This window comes from Pseudomonas sp. LBUM1646 (genome assembly GCF_059716165.1).
Genome location: NZ_CP166810.1, coordinates 399705 through 424301 on the forward strand (window position 1 = coordinate 399705; position 24597 = coordinate 424301).

The 24597-nt window shown below is 59.5% G+C and carries 18 protein-coding genes and 1 pseudogene; 9 read left to right on the forward strand and 10 right to left on the reverse strand.

Annotated features, from left to right (window positions below; all coding sequences use genetic code 11):
* Positions 1 to 111 precede the first annotated feature (111 nt).
* The 4 genes from ACA071_RS01805 to glnA all read right to left on the reverse strand — a co-directional run bounded on the left by ACA071_RS01805 (position 112) and on the right by glnA (position 5003).
* Entirely contained in the window at positions 112 to 732 is a 621-nt protein-coding gene (locus ACA071_RS01805) for a DUF4124 domain-containing protein (RefSeq protein WP_497642886.1), read from the reverse strand.
* Positions 729 to 1238 (reverse strand): DUF4124 domain-containing protein, encoded by a 510-nt coding sequence (locus ACA071_RS01810; protein ID WP_497642887.1) that lies wholly within the window; start codon positions 1236 to 1238, stop codon positions 729 to 731. Before ACA071_RS01810 ends, ACA071_RS01805 begins: the two co-directional genes overlap by 4 nt.
* Positions 1239 to 1405: 167 nt before the next feature.
* On the reverse strand, positions 1406 to 3505 hold the full coding sequence (locus tag ACA071_RS01815; RefSeq protein WP_497642888.1) for a toxin-antitoxin system YwqK family antitoxin: 2100 nt from the start codon (positions 3503 to 3505) through the stop codon (positions 1406 to 1408).
* Positions 3506 to 3596: 91 nt separating this feature from the next.
* Positions 3597 to 5003, reverse strand: coding sequence for a glutamate--ammonia ligase (glnA, locus tag ACA071_RS01820; protein ID WP_131061256.1), 1407 nt, complete (start codon positions 5001 to 5003; stop codon positions 3597 to 3599).
* A gap of 331 nt (positions 5004 to 5334) precedes the next feature.
* Between glnA and thiI the strand changes: the two genes are divergently transcribed.
* Complete coding sequence (thiI, locus tag ACA071_RS01825; protein ID WP_054055314.1) at positions 5335 to 6789, forward strand: tRNA uracil 4-sulfurtransferase ThiI; 1455 nt, start codon at positions 5335 to 5337, stop codon at positions 6787 to 6789.
* Between the two features lie 139 nt (positions 6790 to 6928).
* Positions 6929 to 8749: a translational GTPase TypA gene (typA, locus tag ACA071_RS01830; RefSeq protein ID WP_169357454.1), complete on the forward strand. Its 1821-nt coding sequence runs from the start codon at positions 6929 to 6931 to the stop codon at positions 8747 to 8749.
* 232 nt (positions 8750 to 8981) lie between these two features.
* Here the strand turns inward: typA and ACA071_RS01835 are convergent, their stop codons facing one another.
* Positions 8982 to 9422, reverse strand: coding sequence for a YkgJ family cysteine cluster protein (locus tag ACA071_RS01835; protein WP_149416955.1), 441 nt, complete (start codon positions 9420 to 9422; stop codon positions 8982 to 8984).
* Positions 9423 to 9682: 260 nt separating this feature from the next.
* Between ACA071_RS01835 and ACA071_RS01840 the strand changes: the two genes are divergently transcribed.
* From ACA071_RS01840 to ACA071_RS01860, 5 genes are all read left to right on the forward strand, one after another.
* Positions 9683 to 12133: a glycogen/starch/alpha-glucan phosphorylase gene (locus ACA071_RS01840; RefSeq protein WP_497642889.1), complete on the forward strand. Its 2451-nt coding sequence runs from the start codon at positions 9683 to 9685 to the stop codon at positions 12131 to 12133.
* A 215-nt stretch (positions 12134 to 12348) separates the two neighbouring features.
* Positions 12349 to 15969 (forward strand): DUF2339 domain-containing protein, encoded by a 3621-nt coding sequence (locus ACA071_RS01845; RefSeq protein WP_497642890.1) that lies wholly within the window; start codon positions 12349 to 12351, stop codon positions 15967 to 15969.
* Entirely contained in the window at positions 15966 to 17339 is a 1374-nt protein-coding gene (locus ACA071_RS01850; protein WP_497642891.1) for a DUF3999 domain-containing protein, read from the forward strand. The genes ACA071_RS01845 and ACA071_RS01850 overlap by 4 nt, the downstream gene beginning before the upstream one ends.
* Before the next feature lie 239 nt (positions 17340 to 17578).
* Positions 17579 to 18589: a class 1 fructose-bisphosphatase gene (locus ACA071_RS01855; RefSeq protein ID WP_497642892.1), complete on the forward strand. Its 1011-nt coding sequence runs from the start codon at positions 17579 to 17581 to the stop codon at positions 18587 to 18589.
* A 4-nt stretch (positions 18590 to 18593) separates the two neighbouring features.
* Complete coding sequence (locus ACA071_RS01860) at positions 18594 to 19196, forward strand: DUF924 family protein (protein WP_497642893.1); 603 nt, start codon at positions 18594 to 18596, stop codon at positions 19194 to 19196.
* A gap of 1 nt (position 19197) precedes the next feature.
* Here the strand turns inward: ACA071_RS01860 and ACA071_RS01865 are convergent, their stop codons facing one another.
* The 4 genes and pseudogenes from ACA071_RS01865 to ACA071_RS01880 form a co-directional block, all read right to left on the reverse strand.
* On the reverse strand, positions 19198 to 19530 hold the full coding sequence (locus tag ACA071_RS01865; protein ID WP_497642894.1) for a type II toxin-antitoxin system RelE/ParE family toxin: 333 nt from the start codon (positions 19528 to 19530) through the stop codon (positions 19198 to 19200).
* Entirely contained in the window at positions 19527 to 19799 is a 273-nt protein-coding gene (locus ACA071_RS01870; protein WP_497642895.1) for a type II toxin-antitoxin system Phd/YefM family antitoxin, read from the reverse strand. The genes ACA071_RS01865 and ACA071_RS01870 overlap by 4 nt, the downstream gene beginning before the upstream one ends.
* 207 nt (positions 19800 to 20006) lie before the next feature.
* On the reverse strand, positions 20007 to 20771 hold the full coding sequence (locus ACA071_RS01875) for a methyl-accepting chemotaxis protein (protein WP_371927683.1): 765 nt from the start codon (positions 20769 to 20771) through the stop codon (positions 20007 to 20009).
* A gap of 93 nt (positions 20772 to 20864) precedes the next feature.
* A pseudogene (locus tag ACA071_RS01880) lies at positions 20865 to 21899 on the reverse strand (HAMP domain-containing protein); the annotation flags it as partial.
* Between the two features lie 282 nt (positions 21900 to 22181).
* Between ACA071_RS01880 and ACA071_RS01885 the strand changes: the two are divergent.
* Together ACA071_RS01885 and ACA071_RS01890 are read left to right on the forward strand one after the other, a co-directional pair.
* Positions 22182 to 22436 carry a hypothetical protein gene (locus ACA071_RS01885; protein WP_497642896.1) on the forward strand — a complete coding sequence of 85 codons (255 nt, stop codon included), beginning with the start codon at positions 22182 to 22184 and terminating at the stop codon, positions 22434 to 22436.
* Positions 22437 to 22467: 31 nt separating this feature from the next.
* Positions 22468 to 23037: a lipocalin family protein gene (locus tag ACA071_RS01890; RefSeq protein WP_497642897.1), complete on the forward strand. Its 570-nt coding sequence runs from the start codon at positions 22468 to 22470 to the stop codon at positions 23035 to 23037.
* A 124-nt stretch (positions 23038 to 23161) separates the two neighbouring features.
* Here the strand turns inward: ACA071_RS01890 and ACA071_RS01895 are convergent, their stop codons facing one another.
* Positions 23162 to 24526 (reverse strand): formimidoylglutamate deiminase, encoded by a 1365-nt coding sequence (locus ACA071_RS01895; RefSeq protein WP_497642898.1) that lies wholly within the window; start codon positions 24524 to 24526, stop codon positions 23162 to 23164.
* Positions 24527 to 24597: the final 71 nt, after the last annotated feature.

Genomic DNA, 24597 nt, shown 5'->3' on the forward strand with positions numbered 1-24597 from the left:
CGATCGCGTGGCGTTCTGCCAGCTTTCGCGGGTACTTTCGAACCAAAATGGGTTTCGATGTGGGTACGGTGCAACCGATTGCACCAATATAGTGCGCAAACCTGAACGAGGTTAGAAGAACTTCAGGAAGGGATTTTTTTCTTCGGGAGGTTTGTCTTTGAGCGGACATTCTGGCCGTTGGCCGTAGTCGGTGAGGGTGCAGGGCTTGACCTTGCGCTTCTGCGCCAGGGAAATACGCAGCATGTGGAAGGGTTGATTGGCGGTGCGCTCGACGGTGCGACCCTGCTCATCGAGGATTTCCACGGACAGGTTATGGCTGCCACGGTCGATATTGCTCAAGGCGAACACCGGGCTGAGGCCTGGTTCTGCGGTGGGTAGGCCATCGAGTAACAAACGGTAGCGGTGACCGCGTTGCAGGCCGGGTTCGCTGGTAACGCTGACAATCACCTCGCCAGCACTGCTGCGGATCGTGGCGTCCGGTTCTGGTACCAGCACGCGCAGCATGTCGTAGTGGAATAGCGGTTTTTCTTCGGGTTTTTCCGCGGCAATCAGTGGCGCGGCGCCGGTCGGGTTTGAGGACATGCGATTGCTGGTGGCCAACGGCACACGCTTGGCGTTGCCGGGGCGCGGTTGATCGGTGAAAACCCGATTGCCCTGGGCGTCGATGTAGGTATAGACGTCGGCCATTGCCGGGAAGGCGATCAGGCAGGCGATCAGCAACCAGCCCTTCAAGGCTTGTGCACCCGTTGCACGGTGAAGGTCACGGAGGGGCTTTGCTGGACGACACTTTCCCCGTTGATCACCTGGACCGCGAGGCTGTGTTCCCCGCGATCAATGTTCACCAGTTGCAGGATCGGCACGTTGCTCGGCTGCCCGTAAGGTTGGTCATCCAGCAACAGCCTGAATAGGTGCGGGCCTTGCAGGCGCGGCTTGATCAGCACGCTGACGGTGAAGGTGCCATTGTTGGCGCGCAGGGCTTCGGTGGTGGGCAGGCCGGTTAGCTCAAGTACCTCGTAGGCGCTGCGGGCCTGTTCGCGGTGACTGGCTTCAGCGGGAGGTGTCACAGGTGCCGAGGGGGCGACACTGTTGAGCGGCGGCAACTCCACCGGCTGCGCCTTGACGCCATCGGGTGGCTGATTGCTGTAGGCGGTGTTGCCGGAGGCGTCGGTGTACTTATAGATCTGCGCTGCGGCGGGCAGCGCGATCAACAGCAACATCAGTAGAAAACCACGACCCATAAGATTGACCGCAAGCGAAGGCGTTGGGTTGCAGCATAGGCCAGGGCTGGCGATAGACCCAAGTTGTAAACATTTGGGCATGATTTACCGAGGCTTATTGGTCACCCGCCAACCAATGTGGGAGCGAGCAAGCCCGCTCCCACATTGGTTTGTCGCTGGTCGCAAAATCAGTGAATGAATTTTTGCTTGCGTCGTTCCATTTCTGGCGTCGGCGGGGCGCAGCGTTCCGGTATTTCCTTGCCTGTTTCGTCGTAGTTAACCGTGCAGCCCAGAAAGCCACGGTCGAAAAAATAGCGGCTGCTGACTACGCCGTTCGGGTGGAAACACAGCTGTTCGCCGTACAGTTCGGCACCGTCGTAGTCTTTAACCGGTTGCTGGTTGATGGTCATCAGCCTGAAGCCTTTTTTGGTCAGCGTGCACCAGCCGCCGTCAGAACCATAGCTACTAACCGTGACCTGATCGTCCGTGCCGATGATCATTTCCTGGGTTTTTCTCCCGGTTTCAACGTTGTATTCGACGTAGTTTTGTTTGTGCCCGTAGAGGTATTCGCTTTCGCTTTCCAGTTTTCCTTCCTTGAAAACACGGAACTTCCCACAGAGACCGACTTTCGGCCCGTTCTCGTCGAAGCTGCATGAGGTCGTTTCCAGCGCCACGGCGCCCTTGAGGTCACGATCGATCCAGGTGCCGACAAATTTTCCATCGACGTAGTCGCCGTTGGAGGCGACTATGCCGTCGTCGAAGTAGTCGCGATAAGGGCCGTCGAGCACGCCATCGCGCCAGGTCATCTCTCTAATGAGGCGGCTGCCGTCGGTGCTGAAATGCTGGGCCGGGCCATGCGGTTTGCCATTTTCATACTGCTCGCGGAAGGTCAGTTTGCCGTTCGCGGCATAGCCTTCCCGGGTACCTGCGAGCACGCTGGCCTTGTAATGCTCGATCAGCGTCAGCGTGCCGCTGGCGTCGGTATCCCGCAGCTCGCCCTCCTTCTTGCCTTCGACGAAGCTCACACGTTGTGTGTGTCCCTCTTTGGCCTTGAGTATCCAGGGGCCGCTTTGCAGGTCATTTTCAAAGGCGCCTTCACCGGCCTCGGTCAGCCAGGGGCCTTGGCGTTTGTCGTTCTGATAATCGCCCCGCTCGGTTACCACACCATTGCTGCGCCGTTCGCTGGGGCCTTGGAGTTGGTCGTGCAGGTAGTTGACGAAACCGTAGGACTCGGGCTCATCGTCGTCTGGCGGCGAGGTTCGCCAGCGACCTTCGCGCCAGTCATTCTCGTAGTTGCCGACCTGCAGTTCCTGGGGCGTCCAGATGCTCCATCGGCCCTGACGTTTGCCGTTTACGTAGGCGCCGTTCGAGCGATTCTCCCAGCCTTTCTGAAAGGTCCACTCACCGGTTCGCAGATTGTTTTTGTACTGGCCGATGGAGCGCAGAAGTCCGTCGTTAAAGGTCACGGCATCGCCATCACGCGTGCCGTCAAACTGCGTCGGATCGGTTTCCCAGGCGATGCTGGAAATCTGAAAGTTATACGCCGTCCGATCACTGTAAAAGCGCTCCGCTTTATCCGTGCCGCGCCAGTAAGTCACCGTCAGGAAGCGTCCGTTCTTCTTCTGAAAAGTTTTCTTGTAGGTGCTGATGTTGTCCTTGGACAGATCTTCGGGGACCGGGTTTTTCTGGTCATCGAAATAGCTGACAAGGGTGCCGGCGGTGTGATCGATTTGATCAAACTCGGTGACCCCGGTTTCTTCATAGTGGACGCGATAGTCAAACGGGCTCAGCTTCGTCAGTGCCTTGCGGACAATGAATGCGTTCAGGTTTTTCTGATCGTTGGTGATGCGGTCTAGGGCGGGTTGCAGTCGGGTGAGTCTGACGTAGATTTCCGGGCTCTCGGAGAAGCGGTAGGCGCGAATGCCGTAGCGGTTTTTCACCTTGAACAGCACCAGCATCGAGGTGTGTTCGTTGTCCAGCGGGGTATTGAACACGGCTTCGATGGAGGCGTCGCCATAGGAGTCGAGCGCTTGCGGCTGGCGATCCGGCTTCTGGCAAAGGCAGTAATAAGCGGTGACGCCTTTGCTTTCCTTGATGAAGGCCAGGGTTGCCTGGCTGTCCTGGAGGCTGTCGATGGCCGGGTGGGCCAGCGGCTTGCCCTCATAAAAAGGCGCGGCGTGAGCGGTGCTCAAGCACAGGCAGGTCAACAGGCAGAGGTAAGCCAGACACTTCATACGAATCCCTTCGTCAGGGCGCCGGGCGGGGCGCGAGAGCGGCGGATTATCCATGGATGTGTGTCCGGGGGAAACGAGCGCGCACAAAAAAGGCCTCCCGAAGGAGGCCTCTTTTTGTCACGCCGCGTGAAGCAGCGCTACCGGATCAGCAGCTGTAGTACAGCTCATATTCCAGTGGGTGTACGAAGGTGCGGACCTTGATTTCTTCTTCGCTTTTCAGAGCGATGTAAGCGTCGATGAAGTCATCGGAGAACACGCCGCCTTTGGTCAGGAACGCACGACCTTTGTCCAGCTCTTCCAGGGCTTCTTTCAGGCTGCCGCAAACTTGTGGGATCTCTTTCGCCTCTTCAGGCGGCAGGTCGTACAGGTTTTTGTCAGCAGCATCGCCAGGGTGGATCTTGTTCTGGATGCCGTCCAGGCCAGCCATTACCAGGGCCGCGAAGGCCAGGTACGGGTTGGCTGCCGGATCCGGGAAGCGAGCTTCGATACGGCGAGCGCGAGGGCTGGACACGTAAGGAATACGGATCGAAGCGGAACGGTTGCGAGCCGAGTAGGCCAGCATCACTGGAGCTTCGAAACCTGGGACCAGACGCTTGTAGGAGTTGGTCGACGGGTTGGTGAAGCCGTTCAGTGCCTTACCGTGCTTGATGATGCCGCCGATGAAGTACAGGGCGGTATCGGACAGGCCGGCATAGCCTTCGCCAGCGAAGGTGTTCTTGCCATCTTTGGCGATGGACAGGTGAACGTGCATACCCGAACCGTTATCGCCATACAGTGGCTTAGGCATGAAGGTTGCGGTGCGGCCATAAGCGACGGCTACGTTGTGCACGCAGTACTTCAGGGTCTGAACTTCGTCAGCCTTGGCGACCAGGGTGTTGAACTTCACACCGATTTCGTTCTGGCCGGCAGTTGCCACTTCGTGGTGGTGAACTTCGATGACCAGGCCCATTTCTTCCATGGCGTTGCACATGGAGGTACGGATTTCGTGGTCGTGGTCAAACGGTGGAACCGGGAAGTAACCGCCTTTGATACCTGGACGGTGGCCATGGTTGCCGCCTTCGATGTCCTGGTCGGACATCCACGAGCCTTGTTCGGAGAAGATTTTGAACATCGAGCCGGAAATGTCGGACTTGAACTTCACCTGGTCGAAGATGAAGAACTCAGGCTCCGGGCCAACGAAAACGGTATCGCCGATACCAGTCGACTTCAGGTATTCCTCGGCGCGCTTGGCGATCGCACGTGGGTCGCGATCGTAGCCTTGCATGGTCGAAGGCTCGATGACATCGCAAACGATGATCAGCGTTGGGTCTTCGGTGAACGGGTCGAGAACGGCAGTGCTGTCGTCCGGCAGCAGGATCATGTCGGAAGCTTCGATGCCTTTCCAGCCAGCAATGGAGGAACCGTCGAACATTTTGCCTTCTTCGAAGAAAGCTTCATCCAGCGCATCGCGAGCCGGCATGGTCACGTGGTGCTGAGTGCCTTTGGTGTCCGTGAAGCGCAGATCAATCCACTTGACGTCATGATCTTTGATGAGTTGAACCGACTTCGACATAGTGTCCTCCGGGTGGCTTCGGGCTTAAGTAGTGGATGCCCTTAGAATGTGGGTGATGCCGGCGCGAATACTCTGCCAAGGCAACCTGCCTCACAAGGGAGCAAATTGCATGCCAGTGCCCCACCATGGGTTTTTTGCCCCAATTTCACGCTTATAGAGGTGCAATGCACCGCAAAGCTGAAATAAGCGCCCTGTAATGTAGCGTCTATTTCTGTAAATGACCTGTTTTGGTGCGCGCGAAACCTTCTGCATATTAACTGGTTAAACCTTGAGCAATTTCCGCTATAATCCGCGCCCCCCTTTTTCGGCTGGCCCAGCGCGCGCTGTTTTCATGAAACTAATCGTAAAAGTCTTCCCCGAGATCACCATCAAGAGCCGCCCGGTACGGATGCGTTTCATCCGCCAATTGGCCAAGAACATCCGTGCCGTGCTCCGCGATCTGGACCCGGCTGTGGTGGTGAACGGTGTGTGGGACAACCTCGAGCTGGAAACCCGCGTCACTGAGCCCCGGGCCCTGAAGGAGATGACCGAGCGCCTGAGCTGCATGCCGGGCATCGCGCATTTCCTGCAGGTCGACGAATACCCGCTGGGCGACTTCGACGACATCGTTGCCAAGTGCAAGCAGCACTACGGTGATGCACTGGCCGGGAAGATCTTTTCGGTGCGTTGCAAGCGCGGCGGCCATCACACCTTCTCGTCCATGGACGTGGAGAAATACGTCGGCAGCCAGCTGCGTCGTCAGTGCGGCGCCGCCGGGATTTCCCTGAAAGAGCCGGAAATCGAAGTTCGCATCGAAATTCGCGACCAACGGTTGTATGTGATCCACAGCCAGCACAACAGCATCGGCGGTTATCCGCTGGGAGCGCTGGAACAGACGCTTGTGCTGATGTCCGGCGGCTTTGACTCGACAGTCGCCGCCTACCAGATCATGCGCCGTGGCCTGATGAGCCATTTCTGCTTCTTTAATCTGGGCGGCAGAGCCCATGAACTGGGCGTCATGGAAGTCGCGCACTTCATCTGGAAGAAGTACGGCAGCTCCCAACGCGTGTTATTTGTCAGTGTGCCGTTCGAGGAAGTACTGGGAGAAATTCTCGGGAAAGTCGATAACAGTCATATGGGCGTAGTTTTGAAGCGTATGATGTTGCGCGCTGCATCGAAGATTGCCGATCGGCTCGATATCGATGCGCTGGTCACCGGTGAGGCGATCTCCCAGGTGTCGAGCCAGACGTTGCCGAACCTGTCCTTGATCGACTGCGTGACCGAGAAGCTGGTCTTGCGCCCGCTGATCGCCAGTCACAAGCAGGACATCATCGACCTGGCCAACGAAATCGGCACTGCCGACTTCGCCAAGCACATGCCGGAATACTGCGGGGTCATCTCGGTGAACCCCAAGACCCACGCCAAGCGCAACCGCGTGGAGTACGAAGAACAACAGTTCGACATGGCAGTCCTTGAGCGTGCGCTCGAGAACGCCAAGCTGGTGCCGATCGATCGCGTGATCGACGAATTGGGCCAGGACTTGCAGATCGAAGAAGTCAGCGAAGCACTGGCGGGCCAGATCATCATCGACATCCGTCACCCGGATGCCGCTGAAGACGAGCCGCTGGAGCTGGCTGGCATTGAGGTACAGACGATGCCGTTTTATGCATTGAACGCTCGTTTCAAGGAACTGGACCCTACTCGCCAGTACCTGCTGTATTGCGACAAAGGCGTGATGAGTCGCCTGCATGCCCACCATTTGCTCAGTGAGGGGCATGCCAATGTGCGCGTTTATCGACCGAGCTAAGTGCCCGGGGCTGTTTGCCTGTGGCCTGCGTCACCGGCCCCCCGACGCCGCCGTCAAGCTGTAACGGCTTTGCCGGACTCTACTGTTAATCGCTGCCAAGACTTGTCAGCACACCGAATCCTCTGATCGAGATACACAAGTGATCGAAAATCTACGCAACATCGCCATCATTGCTCACGTTGACCATGGTAAAACCACCCTGGTAGACAAACTCTTGCGTCAATCCGGCACCCTGGAGCGCAACGAGCTCAACGACGAGCGCGTGATGGACTCCAACGACCAGGAGAAAGAGCGCGGTATTACCATTCTGGCGAAAAACACCGCCATCAACTGGAACGGCTACCACATCAACATCGTGGACACCCCGGGCCACGCCGACTTCGGCGGCGAAGTTGAACGCGTAATGTCGATGGTTGACTCCGTTCTGCTGCTGGTTGACGCTCAAGACGGCCCTATGCCGCAAACCCGTTTCGTGACCAAGAAGGCTTTCGAAGCCGGCCTGCGTCCAATCGTGGTGATCAACAAGGTTGACCGTCCAGGCGCACGTCCGGACTGGGTTCTGGACCAGATCTTCGACCTGTTCGACAACCTCGGTGCTACCGAAGAACAGCTGGACTTCAAAGTTGTGTACGCCTCGGCCCTGAACGGCATTGCCGGTCTGGAACACACCGACATGGCTGAAGACATGACCCCGCTGTACCAGTCGATCGTCGACAACGTACCAGCACCGAAAGTTGACCGTGACGGTCCGTTCCAGATGCAAATCTCGGCACTGGACTACAACAGCTTCCTGGGCATCATCGGCGTTGGCCGTATCGCTCGTGGTCGCGTCAAGCCGAACACCCAGGTTGTTGCGATCGATGCCGACGGCAAGCGCCGCAACGGCCGTATCCTGAAGCTGATGGGTCACCACGGCCTGCACCGTGTAGACGTTGAAGAAGCAGCTGCCGGCGACATCGTCTGCATCAGCGGCTTCGAGTCGCTGTTCATCTCCGACACTCTGTGTGATCCACAGAACGTTGAAGCGATGAAGCCGCTGACCGTTGACGAACCAACCGTTTCGATGACCTTCCAGGTTAACGACTCGCCGTTCTGCGGCCGTGAAGGCAAGTTCGTTACCAGCCGTAACATCAAAGAGCGTCTGGACAAAGAACTGCTCTACAACGTTGCCCTGCGCGTTGAAGAAGGCGACACCGCCGACAAGTTCAAAGTCTCCGGCCGTGGTGAGCTGCACCTCTCGGTACTGATCGAAACCATGCGTCGCGAAGGCTTCGAAATGGGTGTTGGTCGTCCGGAAGTGATCATCCGTATGGTTGACGGCGTGAAGCACGAACCGTACGAAAACGTGACCATCGACCTGCCAGAAGAATCGCAAGGTTCGATCATGGAACAGATCGGTATCCGTAAAGGCGACCTGACCAACATGGTTCCGGATGGCAAGGGCCGTGTGCGCCTTGAGTACAACATCCCGGCTCGTGGCTTGATCGGTTTCCGTAACGAGTTCCTGACCCTGACCTCCGGTGCAGGCATCCTGACCTCGATCTTCGACCGTTACGACGTAATGAAGTCCGGCGACATGTCCGGCCGTCAGAACGGCGTGCTGGTTTCGGTGGCTACCGGTAAGGCTCTGACTTACTCGCTGGAAACCCTGCAAGCTCGCGGCAAACTGTTCCTGGGTCACGGTGAAGACGTGTACGAAGGTCAAATCGTCGGCATCAACAGCCGCGACAACGACCTGGGCGTCAACCCAACCAAAGGCAAGAAGCTCGACAACATGCGTGCCTCGGGTAAAGACGAAACCATCGCTTTGGTTCCGCCTATCCGTTTCACCCTGGAACAAGCTCTGGAATTCGTTCAAGAAGACGAATTGTGCGAAGTCACTCCTAAGTCCATCCGTCTTCGTAAGAAGATCCTGGGCGAAAGCGAGCGTACCCGCGCTGCCAAGAAAAGCGGCAACTGAGTTTCGACTTAGTTAAGGCTTAAAAAAACGCCCCCGACCGCAAGGTCGGGGGCGTTTTTGTTTGTCTGGCTGTAGCAGCTGCCGAGCTTGCGAGGCTGCGTTCGGCTGCGCAGCAGTCGTAAAACCAAACGCTGCGGTGCACCATTTCAACCGTATTTACCGGACTGCGACTGCTGCGCAGCCGTACGCTGCCTCGCTGGGGCTCGACAGCTGCTACGGGATTAAGGCGTTTTTAAAACTTTTCCAGCGTGCGGCGGCTACTGCTGGTCTCACGCGCCACTTCTTTGGGCTTGTAAGCGCAATACCCCGGCCGCGGGCCGATTTTCGGGTGGTTACGGCAAGTATCCGGGCGCTTTTCATAAATAGTGCACAGACGGCTCTTACGATCCAGGTACAGGCAATCGTTGTTGCTCATGCGCTGGAGGGTGAAGATCTCGGACTTCTGGTTGTAACGCTCGACGATCCCTTCCTTCTGCAAGCGCTTGGCGATGTTCTTCGCCGGCTCGCCGCGTTCGAACTCGTCGACGATACCGATGCGGATCAGATCCTTGATCTTGACCTCGACCGGCAAGGTGCAGCAGCTCGACACGCAGGAACCGCACATCGGGGCAGAGTACTTGGCCCAGGTATCGAGGCGGTCGATCTCCGCAGCGGCGATCAGGTTGGACTTCATCATCGGTTGTTACCAGCGTGTGCATCAGGGCGCGCGATGATACCGGGACTGGTGGATTTTTGAACAACCTTTCGCCAGTTTTTTTCTGGATCACCCAATAATCACCGTTAATCCGGCACGGCCCCTGCATTGATTCAGACACACGACAATGTAATGCCGACCTATCTCGCACTATCAGGAAAAACTGCCGAACCAGAGCCCATACCGCCTGTCAGACCGTCTAGGCTCAGACAACTCAAAGCTCGCTCGAGGTCCTATCGATGACTCAAGAACCACTTGTTCGCGAAGCAGAGGTGGCCGCATTCCGCGACGCCGTCTTGACCAAACTCACCTACGCGGTGGGCAAAGACCCGGATCACGCCTTCGACCACGACTGGTTCGAAGCCATTGCCCTGGCAGCGCGCGACCACATGGTCGAACACTGGATGGACCACACCCGGCAGATCTACCGCAAAGGGCAGAAACGGGTTTACTACCTCTCCCTGGAATTTCTCATCGGCCGCTTGCTCTACGACAGCCTGAGCAACCTTGGCCTGCTGGACGTCGCCCGCGAAGCATTGACCGAACTCGGCGTCGACCTGGAACGCATCCGCCTGCTGGAGCCCGACGCGGCGCTGGGCAACGGTGGCCTCGGTCGCCTGGCGGCGTGTTTCATGGAAAGCATGTCGACCCTCGGCATCGCCGGCCACGGCTACGGCATTCGTTATGAACACGGTTTGTTCCGCCAGGCCATTGTCGATGGCTGGCAGCAGGAACAGACCGAACACTGGCTGGATTTCGGTAACCCGTGGGAGTTCGAGCGGCCAGAGGTCGTGTACCCGATCGGCTTTGGCGGCAGCGTCGAAACCGTGACCGACGAGGCCGGCAAGTCCCGGCAAGTCTGGACCCCGGTGGAAACCGTGCGGGCGATTGCTTATGACACTCCAGTGGTCGGCTGGCGTGGGGCGAGCGTCAACACCTTGCGTCTGTGGCGTGCCCGCGCCATGGAAGATTTGCACCTGGAACGCTTCAACGCCGGTGACCACTTGGGCGCCGTGGCAGAAGTCGCCCGGGCCGAAAGTATTTCCCGCGTGCTTTACCCGGCGGACAGCACCGAAGCCGGCCAGGAACTGCGCCTGCGTCAGGAGTACTTCTTCGTCGCCGCGTCCCTGCAGGATTTGCTGCGCCGCCATCGCAACATGCACACCTCGGTGCTGACCCTGGGCGACCACGCGGCGATCCAGCTCAACGACACCCACCCCTCGATTGCTGTGGCTGAGCTGATGCGTCAGTTGGTCGACGTCTACGATGTCGCGTGGGATGCCGCGTGGCAGGTCACGGTCGATACGCTGTCGTACACCAACCACACGCTGCTGCCGGAAGCACTGGAAACCTGGCCGGTCGGTTTGATGGAACGCATGCTGCCGCGGCACATGCAGATCATTTACCTGATCAACGCCCAGCACATCGACTCGCTGCGCGCCAAAGGCATCCACGACTTCGACGTGCTGCGCGCGGTGTCGCTGATCGAAGAAGACAACGGCCGCCGTGTGCGCATGGGTAACCTGGCGTTCCTCGGTTCCCACAGCGTCAACGGCGTGTCGGCGCTGCATACGCAGCTGATGCGCAAAACTGTGTTCTCCGAACTGCACAAGCTCTACCCGGAGCGGATCAACAACAAGACCAACGGCATCACCTTCCGCCGCTGGCTCTACCAGGCCAACTCCGAACTCACGTCGATGCTGGTCGATGCGCTCGGTCCGGACCTGCTGGACAACGCCGAAGAGCGTTTGCTCGACCTGGAGCCGTTCGCCGAAAAGCCGGCATTCCGCAAGGCCTTCGCCGAGCAACGGTTGCACAGCAAGAAAGCCCTGGCGTACTTGATTCACGAACGGCTGGGGATCGCGGTCAACCCGGCGGCGATGTTCGACGTGCAGGTCAAGCGGATACACGAATACAAACGCCAGTTGCTCAACCTGCTGCACACCGTCGCGCTGTATCAGGCGATTCGTGCCGAGCCGGAAATCGACTGGGTGCCGCGGGTGAAGATCTTCGCCGGCAAGGCCGCCGCCAGTTATCACCAGGCCAAGCTGATCATCAAACTGACCAACGACATCGCGCGGGTGGTGAACAACGACCCGACCGTGCGTGGTTTGCTCAAAGTAGTGTTCCTGCCCAACTACAACGTCAGCCTGGCGGAGAGCATCATTCCGGCGGCGGATTTGTCGGAGCAGATTTCCACGGCCGGCTTCGAAGCGTCGGGCACCAGCAACATGAAGTTCGGTCTCAACGGCGCGCTGACCATTGGCACGCTGGATGGCGCCAACGTCGAAATGAGCGAGCGCATTGGCGTCGAGCACATGTTCATCTTTGGCCTCAGTGCGCAGCAGGTTGAAGCGCGCAAACAGAACCATGAGTTCAACGCCGCGCCGGACATTGCCGCGTCCCATCGCCTCAATGATGTGTTGCAAGCGATTCGCGGCGGGGTGTTCTCGCCGGATGATCCGTCCCGCTACGCCGGGCTGATCGATTCGCTGATCGACTACGACCGCTTCCTGGTCTGCGCCGATTTCGACTCCTACTGGGACGCGCAGATGCGCGTCGAGGCGCACTGGCATGACTCTCAAGCCTGGTGGCGTTCGGCGGTATTGAACACCTCGCGGATGGGCTGGTTCTCTTCTGACCGGACGATTCGTGAGTACGCCACGGATATCTGGAAGGCTTTGGAGTAACTTTTAGCAATAATTGCGAGCAAGGCCCAACGTACGTTGGGCCGGATCGATATACTAAGCGCCAGTTTTGCCGGATGTTTCAGTGACCGCTGCGCGGTCAATCGCGGGCAAGCCTTGCTCCTACAGGGATCGGTGTCTTCTGTAGGAGCAAGGCTTGCCCGCGATGGCGTCAGCGCAGACGCCGCACGGCAATGGGCCGCTTAGGGATATCGACCATGCAATGGATTTTCATGCTGATTGGCTTGGTGCTGGGCTGGGTACTCGACGAGTCGCTCAGCGATGCGCTGTTGGGCGCGTTGCTCGGGTTGGGCATCGGCCAGGCCATTCGCATTGGTCGTCTGGGCTCGCAAGCGGCCGAGCAACACCGTCTGCTTGAGCAGACACAGGTGGCGCTCAATACGCTGCTGCAACGCTTGCTAGCGCTGGAGGGCGCTGGCGTCAAAGCGCCGGATGTCGCTCAGCCCGAAGGCAGTCAACCTGAAGTCAACGAATCCGTTGCCGCCCCTGAATTCATCCTCGACGACATCTCCTTCAAAGCCCCCGCCGAATCCCCGGAGATGATCTGGGATCTCCCGCCTGAACTCGAACCGATCACCGCCGCCGCCGCCGCCACCGAAACCAGCCGTCCGCTGCCCGTCGATGTCTGGACTCCGGAACCGGTCGCCCGCGAACCGCGCCAACCGGCGGTTCCACGCGAACCCAATGTCTTCGACCGCGCCATCAACGGCGCCCGCAACTGGCTGTTCGGTGGCAACACCGTGCTGCGGGTTGGCGTGGTGCTGTTGTTCCTCGGTCTGGCATTCCTGCTGCGCTACGCCACCGAAGGCATGGTGGTGCCGATCGAGATGCGTTACGCCGGCGTTGCCGCCAGCGCCCTGGGCTTGCTCGGTCTGGGCTGGTGGCTGCGCCATCGCAACACCCAATACGCGCTGATGTTGCAAGGCACCGGGATTGCCGTGTTGTACCTGACGGTGTTCGCCGCGATGCGCTTGCACCCGCTGCTCGATCCAACGGCAGCTCTCGGCCTGCTGGTGGCGGTGACAGTGTTCTCGGCGATTCTGGCGATCACCCAGGATTCCCTGGCCCTGGCCTGTGCCGCCGCGTTGGGCGGTTTCGCCGCGCCGATCCTGACTTCGACCGGCGCCGGCAATCACGTCGCGCTGTTCAGCTACTTTGCCCTGCTCAATGCCGGCATCCTCGCCATTGCCTGGTTCAAGGCCTGGCGATTGCTCAATCTGATCGGTTTCGTCGGGACTTTCGGCATCGGCTTTGCCTGGGGCTTGCGTTCCTATGCGCCGGAACTGCTGTGGAGCACCGAACCGTTTCTGATTCTGTTCTTCCTGATGTACCTGGGCATCGGCCTGCTGTTCACCCGGCGCAAGCTGTTGGAGATGACCGACGCACCGGCGGACGACAGTCGCCAGGCTTTGCTGCACTGGTCGGCGCGCAAGGGCGATTACGTCGACGGCACAATGCTGTTCGGGCCGCCGTTGGTGGGCTTCGGTTTGCAGTTCGCGCTGGTCCAGCACCTGGAGTTCGCCGCTGCGTTCAGCGCGCTGGCGCTGGGCATGCTCTACATGGGGCTGGCCCGATTGCTCATGGGCGGTCGCGCGTTGCTGCTGGCGGAAACATGCCTGGCACTGGGCGTGATCTTCACCAGCCTGGCGATTCCTTTGGGCCTTGACGCTCGCTGGACCGCTGCCGCCTGGGCCGTGGAAGGCGCGGGGATCTTCTGGCTCGGCCTGCGTCAGCAACGGCCACTGGCCCGTGCCTTCGCTTTGCTGCTGCAACTGGGTTCGGCGTTGGCATTTCTGAGTGAATTGCAGGCTGGCGCAAGCAGCCTGTTGAACGGTTCATGGCTGGGCGCGTTGATGCTCGGCGTGGCGTTGCTGTTCAGCTTCTACCAATTGCGCAAAGCCCTGCCGGAGCAGGCTTCCGAGTGGGAACGCCAATGCCTGCCAGCGTTGGCATGCCTCGGCCTGACCTTCCTGTATCTGCTGGCGCCGTTATTCTTCCTGACCCACGGCACGGCGATCAGCTGGGCGCTGGCCGGGCTGGCGACGCTGTTCGTCGGCCTGCGCCTGCAATCGCGCACGTTCCTGTTCACCGCGTTTGCCGTGCAATTGCTCGGTGGCGCGTTGTTCCTGTTGCGGTTGCAAGGGGCGAGCGGTGATTCGTCGGCGGTGTTCAGCGCTGGCTGGAGCGGCTTGCTCAGTGCCTCGCTGATTGGACTTGCATTGATCGCCGGCATGTTGCTGGCGGCCCGTGATGAGATGGTCCGCAGCGACGTGCGCTTGCTGCGTGGCTTGTCGGTGATATTGCTGGCCGGTCTGGTGCTGATCAACCTCGCCGTGCTGTTCGTACTGCCCTGGCAAACGGCGAGTGCGGTATGGGCTGCCAGCGGTTTGTTCATCATTTGGTTGAGTTTGTACCTCAAGCAGCGCGTGAGTTTTGTCTTCGGTCTGCTGTTGCAGGTGATCGGTGGTGCGGCGTTCCTGTTCGCCGGTCCGGATCTGCTGGGGCCGTTGGCCAGTGAAGGATTACGACCATTGGCCCATAGCGGTTTCTGGACGCCATTGGTGCTCGGGTTGGCCGCGCTGGTCGGGGCGTGGCGTCTGCAGCTTGGCAACCACGCTTCGGCGTTTGATGTGCTGAGCCTGAGTCGCTTGTCCGAATTGCTGCTGGTGTGGGGCGCGGGCTGGTGGGCGCTGGCGTGGTTCAGTGAAGTGCTGCGCTTTGCCCCGTTGAATCTGCAAACGACCTTGTTGCTGGCCGTCGCGGCGCTGAGTGTGGCGCTGTGGACCGTGTTGGCGCTGCGGCTTAAATGGTCGGCGCTGGGCTTGCTCTGCACCTTCCTGATGCCAGTGGCGGGGCTGGTGTTGCTTGGCGCGTGGCAGTCGCGCTATCACCCGGCGGCCAATTTCGGCTGGCTGGTGTGGGCAGCGGTGTTCGTCGTGCATTTCATCTCGTTGCGGCGTTTGGCGCCGATGCTGCCGGCACGCGCCCTCAGTACTGCCCACGTGCTCGGCTGCTGGCTGTTGATCGGTGTACTGGCCCTGGAGCTGCGTTACGGTTTGCTGTTGTTGTCCGAGCAGTACAACGCCTGGCGCTGGTTGGGTTGGGCGATTCTGCCGAGTCTGTATCTGGTGCTGGCGGCCGCACCGCGTAATTGGCCATGGCCGGTGTCGGCGTATGCGCGCGAATACCGGGTCTATGCCGCCGCGCCGTTGGCGCTGCTGATGCTTGGCTGGTTCTGGCTGGCGAATGGTGTCAGCGACGGCACCGCCGAGCCGCTGCCTTACGTACCGTTGATCAACCCGCTGGAATTGGGCCTGCTGTTTGCGCTGTTCGGCGTATACGTCTGGTCGCGCAGTGCGGTGACGCAATTTGCTTTGCCGAAGGTTTACGCCGAACACGCCACACAATTGATCGCCGGCATTTCGTTGTTCGCCTTTTTCTCCGCAGTGGTCACGCGCACGGCTCACCATTGGGGCGGCGTACCGTTCGAGCTGGACCTATTACTCCCGTCGATGCAGGTGCAGGCCGGTCTGTCGATCGTTTGGACCTTGATGGCGCTGGGCCTGATGATCGGCGGCCATCTGCGTCATCGTCGAGAAGTCTGGTTGATCGGCGCCGCACTGATTGGTGTGGTGGTGGCCAAGTTGTTCTTTGTTGAATTGAGTAACCGTGGCGGACTCGCCCGGATCGTCTCGTTTATTGGCGTTGGCGTGTTGCTGCTGGTGGTGGGCTATTTCGCCCCGTTGCCGCCCAAGCGCGCCGAAGCCGAGCCGGAGGCTGAAAAACCGGCCCCTGCAACCGAAGGAGTGTCGTCTTGAGTCAGAAGCTGAACCTGGGGTGGTTGGGCGCTGTTGCGCTGGGCGTGGCGATGTCGGCCAGCGCCCAGGAAAAACCGTCGGATTTCAGCACTCAAGTGCCGCTTTCCGTGAGCGGGGAAGGCCCGTGGTATCGCCTCGAACTGCCGCTGAGCGTGCAACTTAACGCGCGGCAGACCGATCTCAGCGACGTGCGCGTGTTCAACGCGGCCGGTGAACCTCAGGCCTACGCCTTGGCCCGGGAAACCGCGCAGTCCGCCGAGAACCGCACCACGACCGACGTGAAGTGGTTCCCGCTATATAACTCGGCAGACGCCACCGAACGTGCGCCGAGTGTGCGGGTGCAATCGAGCGCCAACGGCACGCTGGTGGAAGTGCAGCCGTCCACTCAACTGGAGGTGGGCGAAGAAGTGCTGCGTGGCTGGTTGCTCGACGCCAGCGGGATCAAGGCACCGTTGCAGCAGTTGATCCTCGACTGGACCAGCGAGCGCGACGGCTTCCAGCGTTTCAGCATCGAAGCCAGCGACGACTTGCAGCATTGGCAGTCGTGGGGCGAAGGGCAGGTGGCGCGGCTGTCGTTTGCCGACGAGCGGGTCGAGCAGCATGAAGTCGGCCTGCCGGGGCAATCGGCGCGCTATCTGCGTTTGCTGTGGAACACCCCGCAATCGGCGCCGACGCTGACTTCCGCGCAACTGGAAAGCGCCAGCACCCGCAGCCTGCCGTTGCCGTTGGTCTGGTCGCAACCCTTGGTCGGCAGCAGCGTGAAGGCCGGTGAGTACACCTGGCAATTGCCGATGGGCCTGAATGTCGAGCGCGTGCAGGTCGAGTTGAATCAGCCCAACAGCCTGGCGCCGGTGACCTTGTCCGGTCGGCGCGAGAGCAGCTTGCCGTGGCAACCACTGAGCGGCGGTTTGCTGTATCGCCTGACCCAGAACGGCCAGGACGTGGTGCAGAACGAATTGCAGCTGTCGGGGCAAACCGTACAGCAATTGAAACTGATGGTGGACGAGCGCGGTGGTGGCCTCGGCGCTGAGGCGCCGACCGTGAAATTCGCCGTACGCTCGACGCAAGTAGTGTTCCTGGCGCGCGGCGCCGGGCCGTATACGCTGGCGCTGGGCAGTGCGACGGTGAAAACGGCGAATTTGCCGTTGTCGACGTTGATCCCGGATTACAGCGCGGCGAAATTTGCCTCGCTGGGCAAGGCCGCGGTCGATGGCGGGACGCTGGTGACACAGACGCCGACGGCGGTTGCGGCGGCGACGGCTGATACCAACTGGAAGAAGTTCGGGTTGTGGGCGGTGTTGTTGCTGAGTGTGCTGTTTCTGGCGGTGATGGCGTTCAGTCTGTTGCGCAAACCCCCGGTCAAGCCTTGAAAGTGGTTGCTGCGCAGCCAATCGCAAGCAAGCTCGCTCCCACAATGGAATGCATTCCCCTGTGAGAGCGAGCTTGCTCGCGATAGCGGTTTATCGAGCGGTAAAGATCTTCGATTCGAACTACGCTCAACCCCGCACATGAACTCTATTGGGTGTATCACGTCTGATAGGAGGAAATGCGCCCCGACTCGCGTTAAACTGCGCGGGTTTTTAGCCCCCCCATTCCACCGGAGCCTTCCATGTCTCGCGTTACCCTGAGTCGCTATTTGATTGAGCAGACCCGTAGCAACAACACCCCTGCCGATCTGCGTTTCCTGATCGAAGTGGTGGCGCGCGCCTGTAAAGAAATCAGCCACGCCGTCTCCAAGGGCGCCCTGGGCGGCGTTCTGGGCAGCATGGGCACTGAAAACGTCCAAGGCGAAGTGCAGAAGAAGCTCGACGTGATCTCCAACGAGATCCTGCTTGAAGCCAACGAATGGGGCGGTCACCTGGCTGGCATGGCGTCCGAAGAAATGGACAATGCCTACCAGATCCCGGGCAAATACCCGAAAGGCGCGTACCTGCTGGTATTCGACCCACTGGACGGCTCGTCGAACATCGACATCAACGCCCCGGTCGGCACCATCTTCTCCGTACTGCGATGCCCGAACGAATACCTGACCCAGAACGAGCCTTTGAATGAAAAGGCCTTCCTGCAGCCGGGCACCCAACAAGTCGCTGCCGGTTATGCCATCTACGGCCCGCAGACCATGCTGGTGCTGACCCTGGGTGATGGCGTCAAAGGCTTTACCCTGGACCGTGAAATGGGCAGCTTCGTGCTGACCCACGAAGACATCCAGATCCCGGAGTCCACTCAGGAATTCGCAATCAACTCGTCCAACCAGCGTCACTGGGAAGCACCGGTACAACGCTACGTCGGCGAATTGCTGGCGGGCGATGAAGGCCCGCTGAAAAAGAACTACAACATGCGCTGGGTCGCGGCGATGGTTGCTGACGTGCATCGCATCCTGACCCGTGGCGGCCTGTTCATGTACCCACGCGACAGCCGCGAGCCATCGAAGCCGGGCAAACTGCGTTTGATGTACGAAGCCAACCCGATGTCGTTCCTGGTCGAACAGGCTGGCGGCGCGTCCACCGATGGTCACCAGCGCATCCTCGACATCAAGCCAGATGGCCTGCACCAGCGCGTAGCGGTGTTCCTCGGCTCGAAAGAAGAAGTCGCACGCGTCACGGCTTACCACAAGGAATAAACCCATGACCGCGCCCTGGCAGCCGTTGCTCGAATGGTGGTTTGGTAAAGCCGAATCCCCCGACGATGTAGCGGCTGACAAAGGCAAGTTATGGTTCGGCAAGCGCGACAGCCAGGACCTCGAAGCGCGCGAGCGTTTCGGGGACTGGGTCGAGCAGGCACTGGCCGGCGGATTGACTGACTGGGCGCAACGCCCGGAAGGTTGGTTGGCCTTGGTGCTGCTACTCGATCAACTCCCGCGAATGATCTTTCGCGACACTCCCAAATCCTTCTCTGGTGATCTCCGGGCCCAAGCCCTGGTGGCGCAAGGCATTGCCGCGGATTTTGATCGGCAGTTACGGCCGATTCAGCGGGTGTTCATTTACCTGGTGTTTGAGCATTGCGAGAATCTGGCGGTGCAGAACGAAGCGGTTTCGCGGTTTATCGCATTGGTTGCCGAGCAGCCAGAAGCCGATCGGGCAGTGTTTGCCGATAATCTGGATTATGCCGAGCGGCATCAGAAGGTGATTGCGCGGTTTGGACGGTTTCCCCATCGCAATGGGGTGTTGGGGCGTGAGTCTACGGCTGAGGAAGTTGAGTTTCTAAGCGGGCCAGGTTCGAGGTTCTAGTTCAAGGATTGTTTTGCAATAGCCGCTTCATCAGCAATGTCGGTAGATCTCTGCGTGTGTCGGCAATGATGTGGACGTAGACCGTTTGCTCTCGCACTTCATAAATGACGCGATTCATCCCCGAGAGGGTTTGTCGATATTGGCTGAGGTTGAGCTTCTCGATTTCATCCGGGATGGATCCTGCATAAGGCACGCTCCCCAAATGACGGATGGCCGCCTTCAGGCTGGAATAGGTGCTTTGCCAAGTCTGGGTAGAGAAGTGTTTGATGAGATAGGTACGTAGATCTTTGAGGTCTGTTTCGGCTGACTGAAGAATGACGACCTTAAAACTCATTGATGATCGATCCTGTCCAGTTCTGCAAAGACATCTTCGGCATCCCGAAATTTGCCTTCTTCAATCTCCCGATTACCCATCGCCAAGAGCTTCAACAGAGCCATGGTGTCTTCTTGTTCTTCAAAGCTTTTCACATCCATGACCACCAGCTTCGCTTCGCCATTTTGGGTGATGACCAAGGGTTCACGGCTTTCTGTGATGGTTTTGACGATTTCGGCAGTGTGACTTTTCAGATAGCTGATCGGCTTGATTTGAGATGAAAGCTTCATGATGTGGGCCTCGCCAGATTGAATAGGACCGAGTTTAGTCTTAATTCAGTCCTGCGTCAGCGTGTGCCGACCGACGTTTTTCGCGAAGTGCTTGGATCTCCATCGCTGCTGATGCCGTCTTCGCGGGCAAGCCTCGCTCCTACAGGTTGCGCGCGGTTCAAAATGCGGCGCTAATTCTGTAGGAGTGAGGCTGCCCGCGAGAACAGCTTAAATCCTGAAACTACCCACCAACTGCTTCAACCGCGCCGCTTGCTGCTCAAGATCAGAGCACGCGCGCAACGTCGCCTGCAAGTTCTCCACCCCTTCCTGATTCAGCGTGTTGATCTCGGTAATGTCGACGTTGATCGACTCCACTACGGCCGTCTGCTCTTCAGTCGCGGTCGCTACAGACTGGTTCATCCCGTCGATCTCGCCGATACGCTGAGTCACGCTGCCCAGGCGTTCGCCGGCCTGGTTGGCGATGCCAACGCTGCTTTCACTCTGGCGCTGGCTGTCGGTCATGGTGCTCACGGCTTCCCGGGCGCCGACTTGCAGCTCTTCGATCATCTTTTGCACTTGCTGCGCTGAATCCTGGGTGCGGTGGGCGAGGTTGCGCACTTCGTCGGCAACCACGGCAAAACCGCGTCCGGCTTCACCGGCACGCGCCGCTTCAATCGCCGCGTTCAAGGCCAGCAGGTTGGTCTGTTGGGAAATGCTGGTGATCACTTCCAGAATCTGGCCGATGTTCACCGTGTTGCTGTTGAGCGTTTCGATGTTGCCGCACGAATCGCTGATCTTCGCCGACAGCTGCTGCATCGCCGCGATGGTTTTATCCACAACCTGTTGACCGTCTTCGGCCAGGGCGCGGGCGTCGCTGGAGTGTTGAGAGGCGAGGGCGGCGTTCTGGGCGATTTCCTGGGCGGCGGCGCCCAGCTCGTTGATCGCCGCGGCGACGCTGCTGGTGCGCGAGGCTTGTTGGTCGGAGTTGAACATCGAAGAGTTCGACGCAGCGACCACACGCAAGGCGACCTCGTTGACCTGACCGGTGGCCGAGGCCACTTCGCGGATCGAGGTGTGAATCCGTTCCACAAAACGGTTGAACGAAGTGCCCAACGCACCGAATTCATCATGGCCGTGAATGGTCAGGCGTTTGGTCAAATCGCCTTCACCTTCGGCGATGTCATGCATCGCGCGACCCATGGTCAGCAGTGGCTGCATCAGGAAGCTGATCAGCATGCCCAGCAGCGCGATGATGATGACGACGGCGATAACCATGGCGATGATCGCCGAGGTGCGGAACTCGCTAAGCATCGAGAACGCGGTGTCTTGATCCAGCACCAGCGCCACATACCAGTCCGCCGACGGCACACCGTTGACGTGGGTGAAGGAGATGAACTGCGACTTGCCGTCGAGTTCGACTTCTTTCAGGCCCGGGCTCACCCGTGGAGCGCCGTTCGGGTAGGCCTCGGCCAAGGTCTTGAGCACCAGTTTGCTGTTCGGGTGGATCAGGATCTTGCCATCGGCGCTGACGATGAATGCGTGGCCGTGACCGCCGAAGTTCAGCGAGTTGATGATCGCGCTGACGCTGGTCAGGTCGATGTCCGCGCCGGCGACGCCGATCATCTTGTTCTCATGCTGCACCGGCGTGGCGACGGTGATCACCAGTTTGCCCGACGAAGCGGCGATGTACGGTTCGGTGACGATGGTTTGCCGCGCGCTGTCGGCGGCCTTGTACCAGCCACGGGCGCGTGGGTCGTAGTCGGCGGCGCGGTTGCCGGCCGGAATCGAGGTCATTACACCTTCGGTGCTGCCGAAGTAGCTCAACTGGAAGTTGCCGGTGTAGGCCGGCAGGTCGATGGCGCGTTTCAGGCTGGCCGGGGCGCTGCCATCCACGGCGATCTGTTGCGACAACGATTGCAGCAACTGGATGCGGCTTTCCAGCCAGGTCTGGATGTTGCTGGTGGTCAGGCTGCCGAGTTCCTGCATCGAGGATTCGGTACTGCTGCGCAGGGTCTCGCGCTGGCGGTAGTCGTTGAACAGGATAAAGCAGGCGAACGCAACGGCGACCACGAGGGCGGCTGCCAGCAGAATCTTGTGGCTGAATTTCATGTTTCTGGTCATTAGGTGTACTACCGCGGAGGGGCTGGTCAGCGAGGAGCGTCAATTTGCCACAGAGAGGGCTTTGCGCTGCTTCTATGTCGACAGGGCGACGCCAAAGATTAGGCGTTATTTTGCGAAAACCGACGAATTACCCAACAGCACGAGAAAGTCGCTGATTTATTGGTAAAAGGCAGACGAGCGGGATAACAAATAGCCGGGCGGTCGGGGAACCAGATCGGGGTTTTCTCTTCTAAGCTTCAGCTTGGCAGCCATGCCAACCCCCTTCGCCCCAGGAGCTACACCATGTCGCTGCGATCTATCGCCTTGCTCTCGTTCTGCGTGTTGTTGGTCGCGTGCAGCAAGGTCAATCAGGAGAACTACTCCAAGCTGTCGGCCGGCATGCCCAAGGCCGAGGTTGAAACCTTGCTGGGCAAACCCGCCGATTGTTCGGGCGCGCTTGGGATGTCCAGTTGCACCTGGGGCGACAAAAACAGCTTTATCAGCGTGCAGTACGCCGGTGACAAAGTGCTGATGTTTTCCGGCCAAGGCCTGAAGTAAACCGGGGCTACGCGCCCGCGGGAGAAAAACAATGAAGCGGTTATTGATAGTTCTTTTTGCCGGCCTGGTATTGGCCGGCTGCGCCTCTTCTGGCGTAGATCCGTTGGCACCTAAGACTGCCAGCAGCGTCAACCTCAAGCGCTACCAGGGCACCTGGTACGAGTTGGCCCGCCTGCCGATGTATTTCCAGCGCAACTGCGCGCAATCCGAAGCCCATTACACGCTCTTGCCTGACGGCAACGTGGCGGTGCTCAACCGCTGCCTGACGCCGGATTGGCAGTGGGAAGAAGCCAAGGGCACGGCCTGGCCACAGGTGCCGGGCAAGACCGATAAGCTATGGGTCCAGTTCGACAACTGGTTTTCGCGGCTGATTCCGGGTGTGGCGAAGGGTGAGTACTGGGTGCTGTACGTCAGCGACGACTACAAGACCGCCATTGTTGGCGACCCGAGCCGCAAGTACCTGTGGCTGCTGTCACGGACCCCGACTGTCAATGGTGTGGTGCGTGAAGAACTGCTGAGCAAGGCGCGGCAGCAGGGTTACGACACGACGCGGCTGATCTGGCGTGCGTCGGATACGAAGATGGCCAAGACGTCGAACTGATCACTCGGCTACAGATCGTTCCCACGCTCTGCGTGGGAATGCCTCTAGGGACGCTCCGCGTCCAGTGACGCGGAGCGTCACGGGCTGCATTCCCACGCAGAGCGTGGGAACGATCGGTTAGGGATTATCCGAGCAGATCGCGCAGGACTTGGGTAAACGCGCGGCTGCTTTCTTCTTCGCCGGCATGTCGCCCGTCACGCACAACCCATTGGCCGTTGACCAATACATCGCGCACCTGACGATCGCCGCCGGCAAACAACCAGCGATTCAAAATCCCGTCGCCACTGGCCGTTGCCAGGTACGGATCGTTGCCATCGAGCACCAGCCAATCCGCCCGTTTGCCCACTTCCAGCGCACCGATCGGCTGACCCAGCGCCTGAGCACCACCATCCAGCGCCGCGTCGTACAACGTGCGGCCGACCATCGGCTGGTCCGCGCCATACAACCGATTACGCCGCTGATCCCGCAGACGCTGGCCGTATTCCAGCCAACGCAATTCTTCCACCACGCTCAATGACACATGGCTGTCGGAACCGATACCCATGCGCCCGCCCTGGGCGAGGAAATCCACCGCCGGGAAAATCCCGTCGCCGAGGTTGGCTTCGGTGGTCAGGCACAGGCCGGCGATGGCGCGACTCTTGGCCATCAGCGTGACTTCTTCCGGGTTGGCGTGGGTTGCGTGGACCAGGCACCAGCGTTGGTCGACCTCGGTATTTTCGTACAGCCATTGCAGCGGACGACGACCGCTCCAGCTCAGGCAGTCATCGACTTCCTTCTGCTGTTCGGCGATGTGGATGTGTACCGGGCATTGCTTGTCGCTGGCAGCCAGCACTTCGCGGATCTGCTGCGGCGTGACCGCGCGCAACGAGTGGAAACACAGCCCCAGCGACTGCGCCGGTTGCTGCGCCAGGATCGGCTGCAAACGCGACTGAAGCGTGAGGTAGTTTTCGGTGCTGTTGATAAACCGGCGCTGGCCTTCGTTCGGGGCCTGGCCACCGAAACCGGAATGGCTGTAAAGCACCGGCAACAACGTCAGGCCGATACCGGCGGAGCTGGCGGCCTGGCTGATGCGCAGCGCCAGTTCCGCCGGGTCAGCGTAAGGCTGGCCATTGGTATCGTGGTGTACGTAATGAAATTCCGCGACCGAGGTGTAACCGGCCTTGAGCATTTCGATGTACAGCTGACGGGCGATCACACCGAGTTGCTCCGGGCTGATTTTTCCGACGAGGCGATACATCAGATCGCGCCAGGTCCAGAAACTGTCGTTCGGATTACCGGCCACTTCGGCCAATCCGGCCATGGCCCGCTGGAAAGCGTGGGAGTGCAGATTGGGCATCCCCGGCAGCAGCGGACCGCTTAGCCGTTCGGCGCCATCTGCATGGGAATCGGCCTGGATATGGGTCAAAACGCCGTCGGCGCTGACCTCAAGACGTACATTGTTGGCCCATCCACTAGGCAGCAGCGCGCGTTCGGCAAAGAAGGCGGACATGGTTCAGCACCCCATCGTGTGTTATTTGTATATACATATACAGACGTTTGCCTGCTCGGTAAACTCCGGCA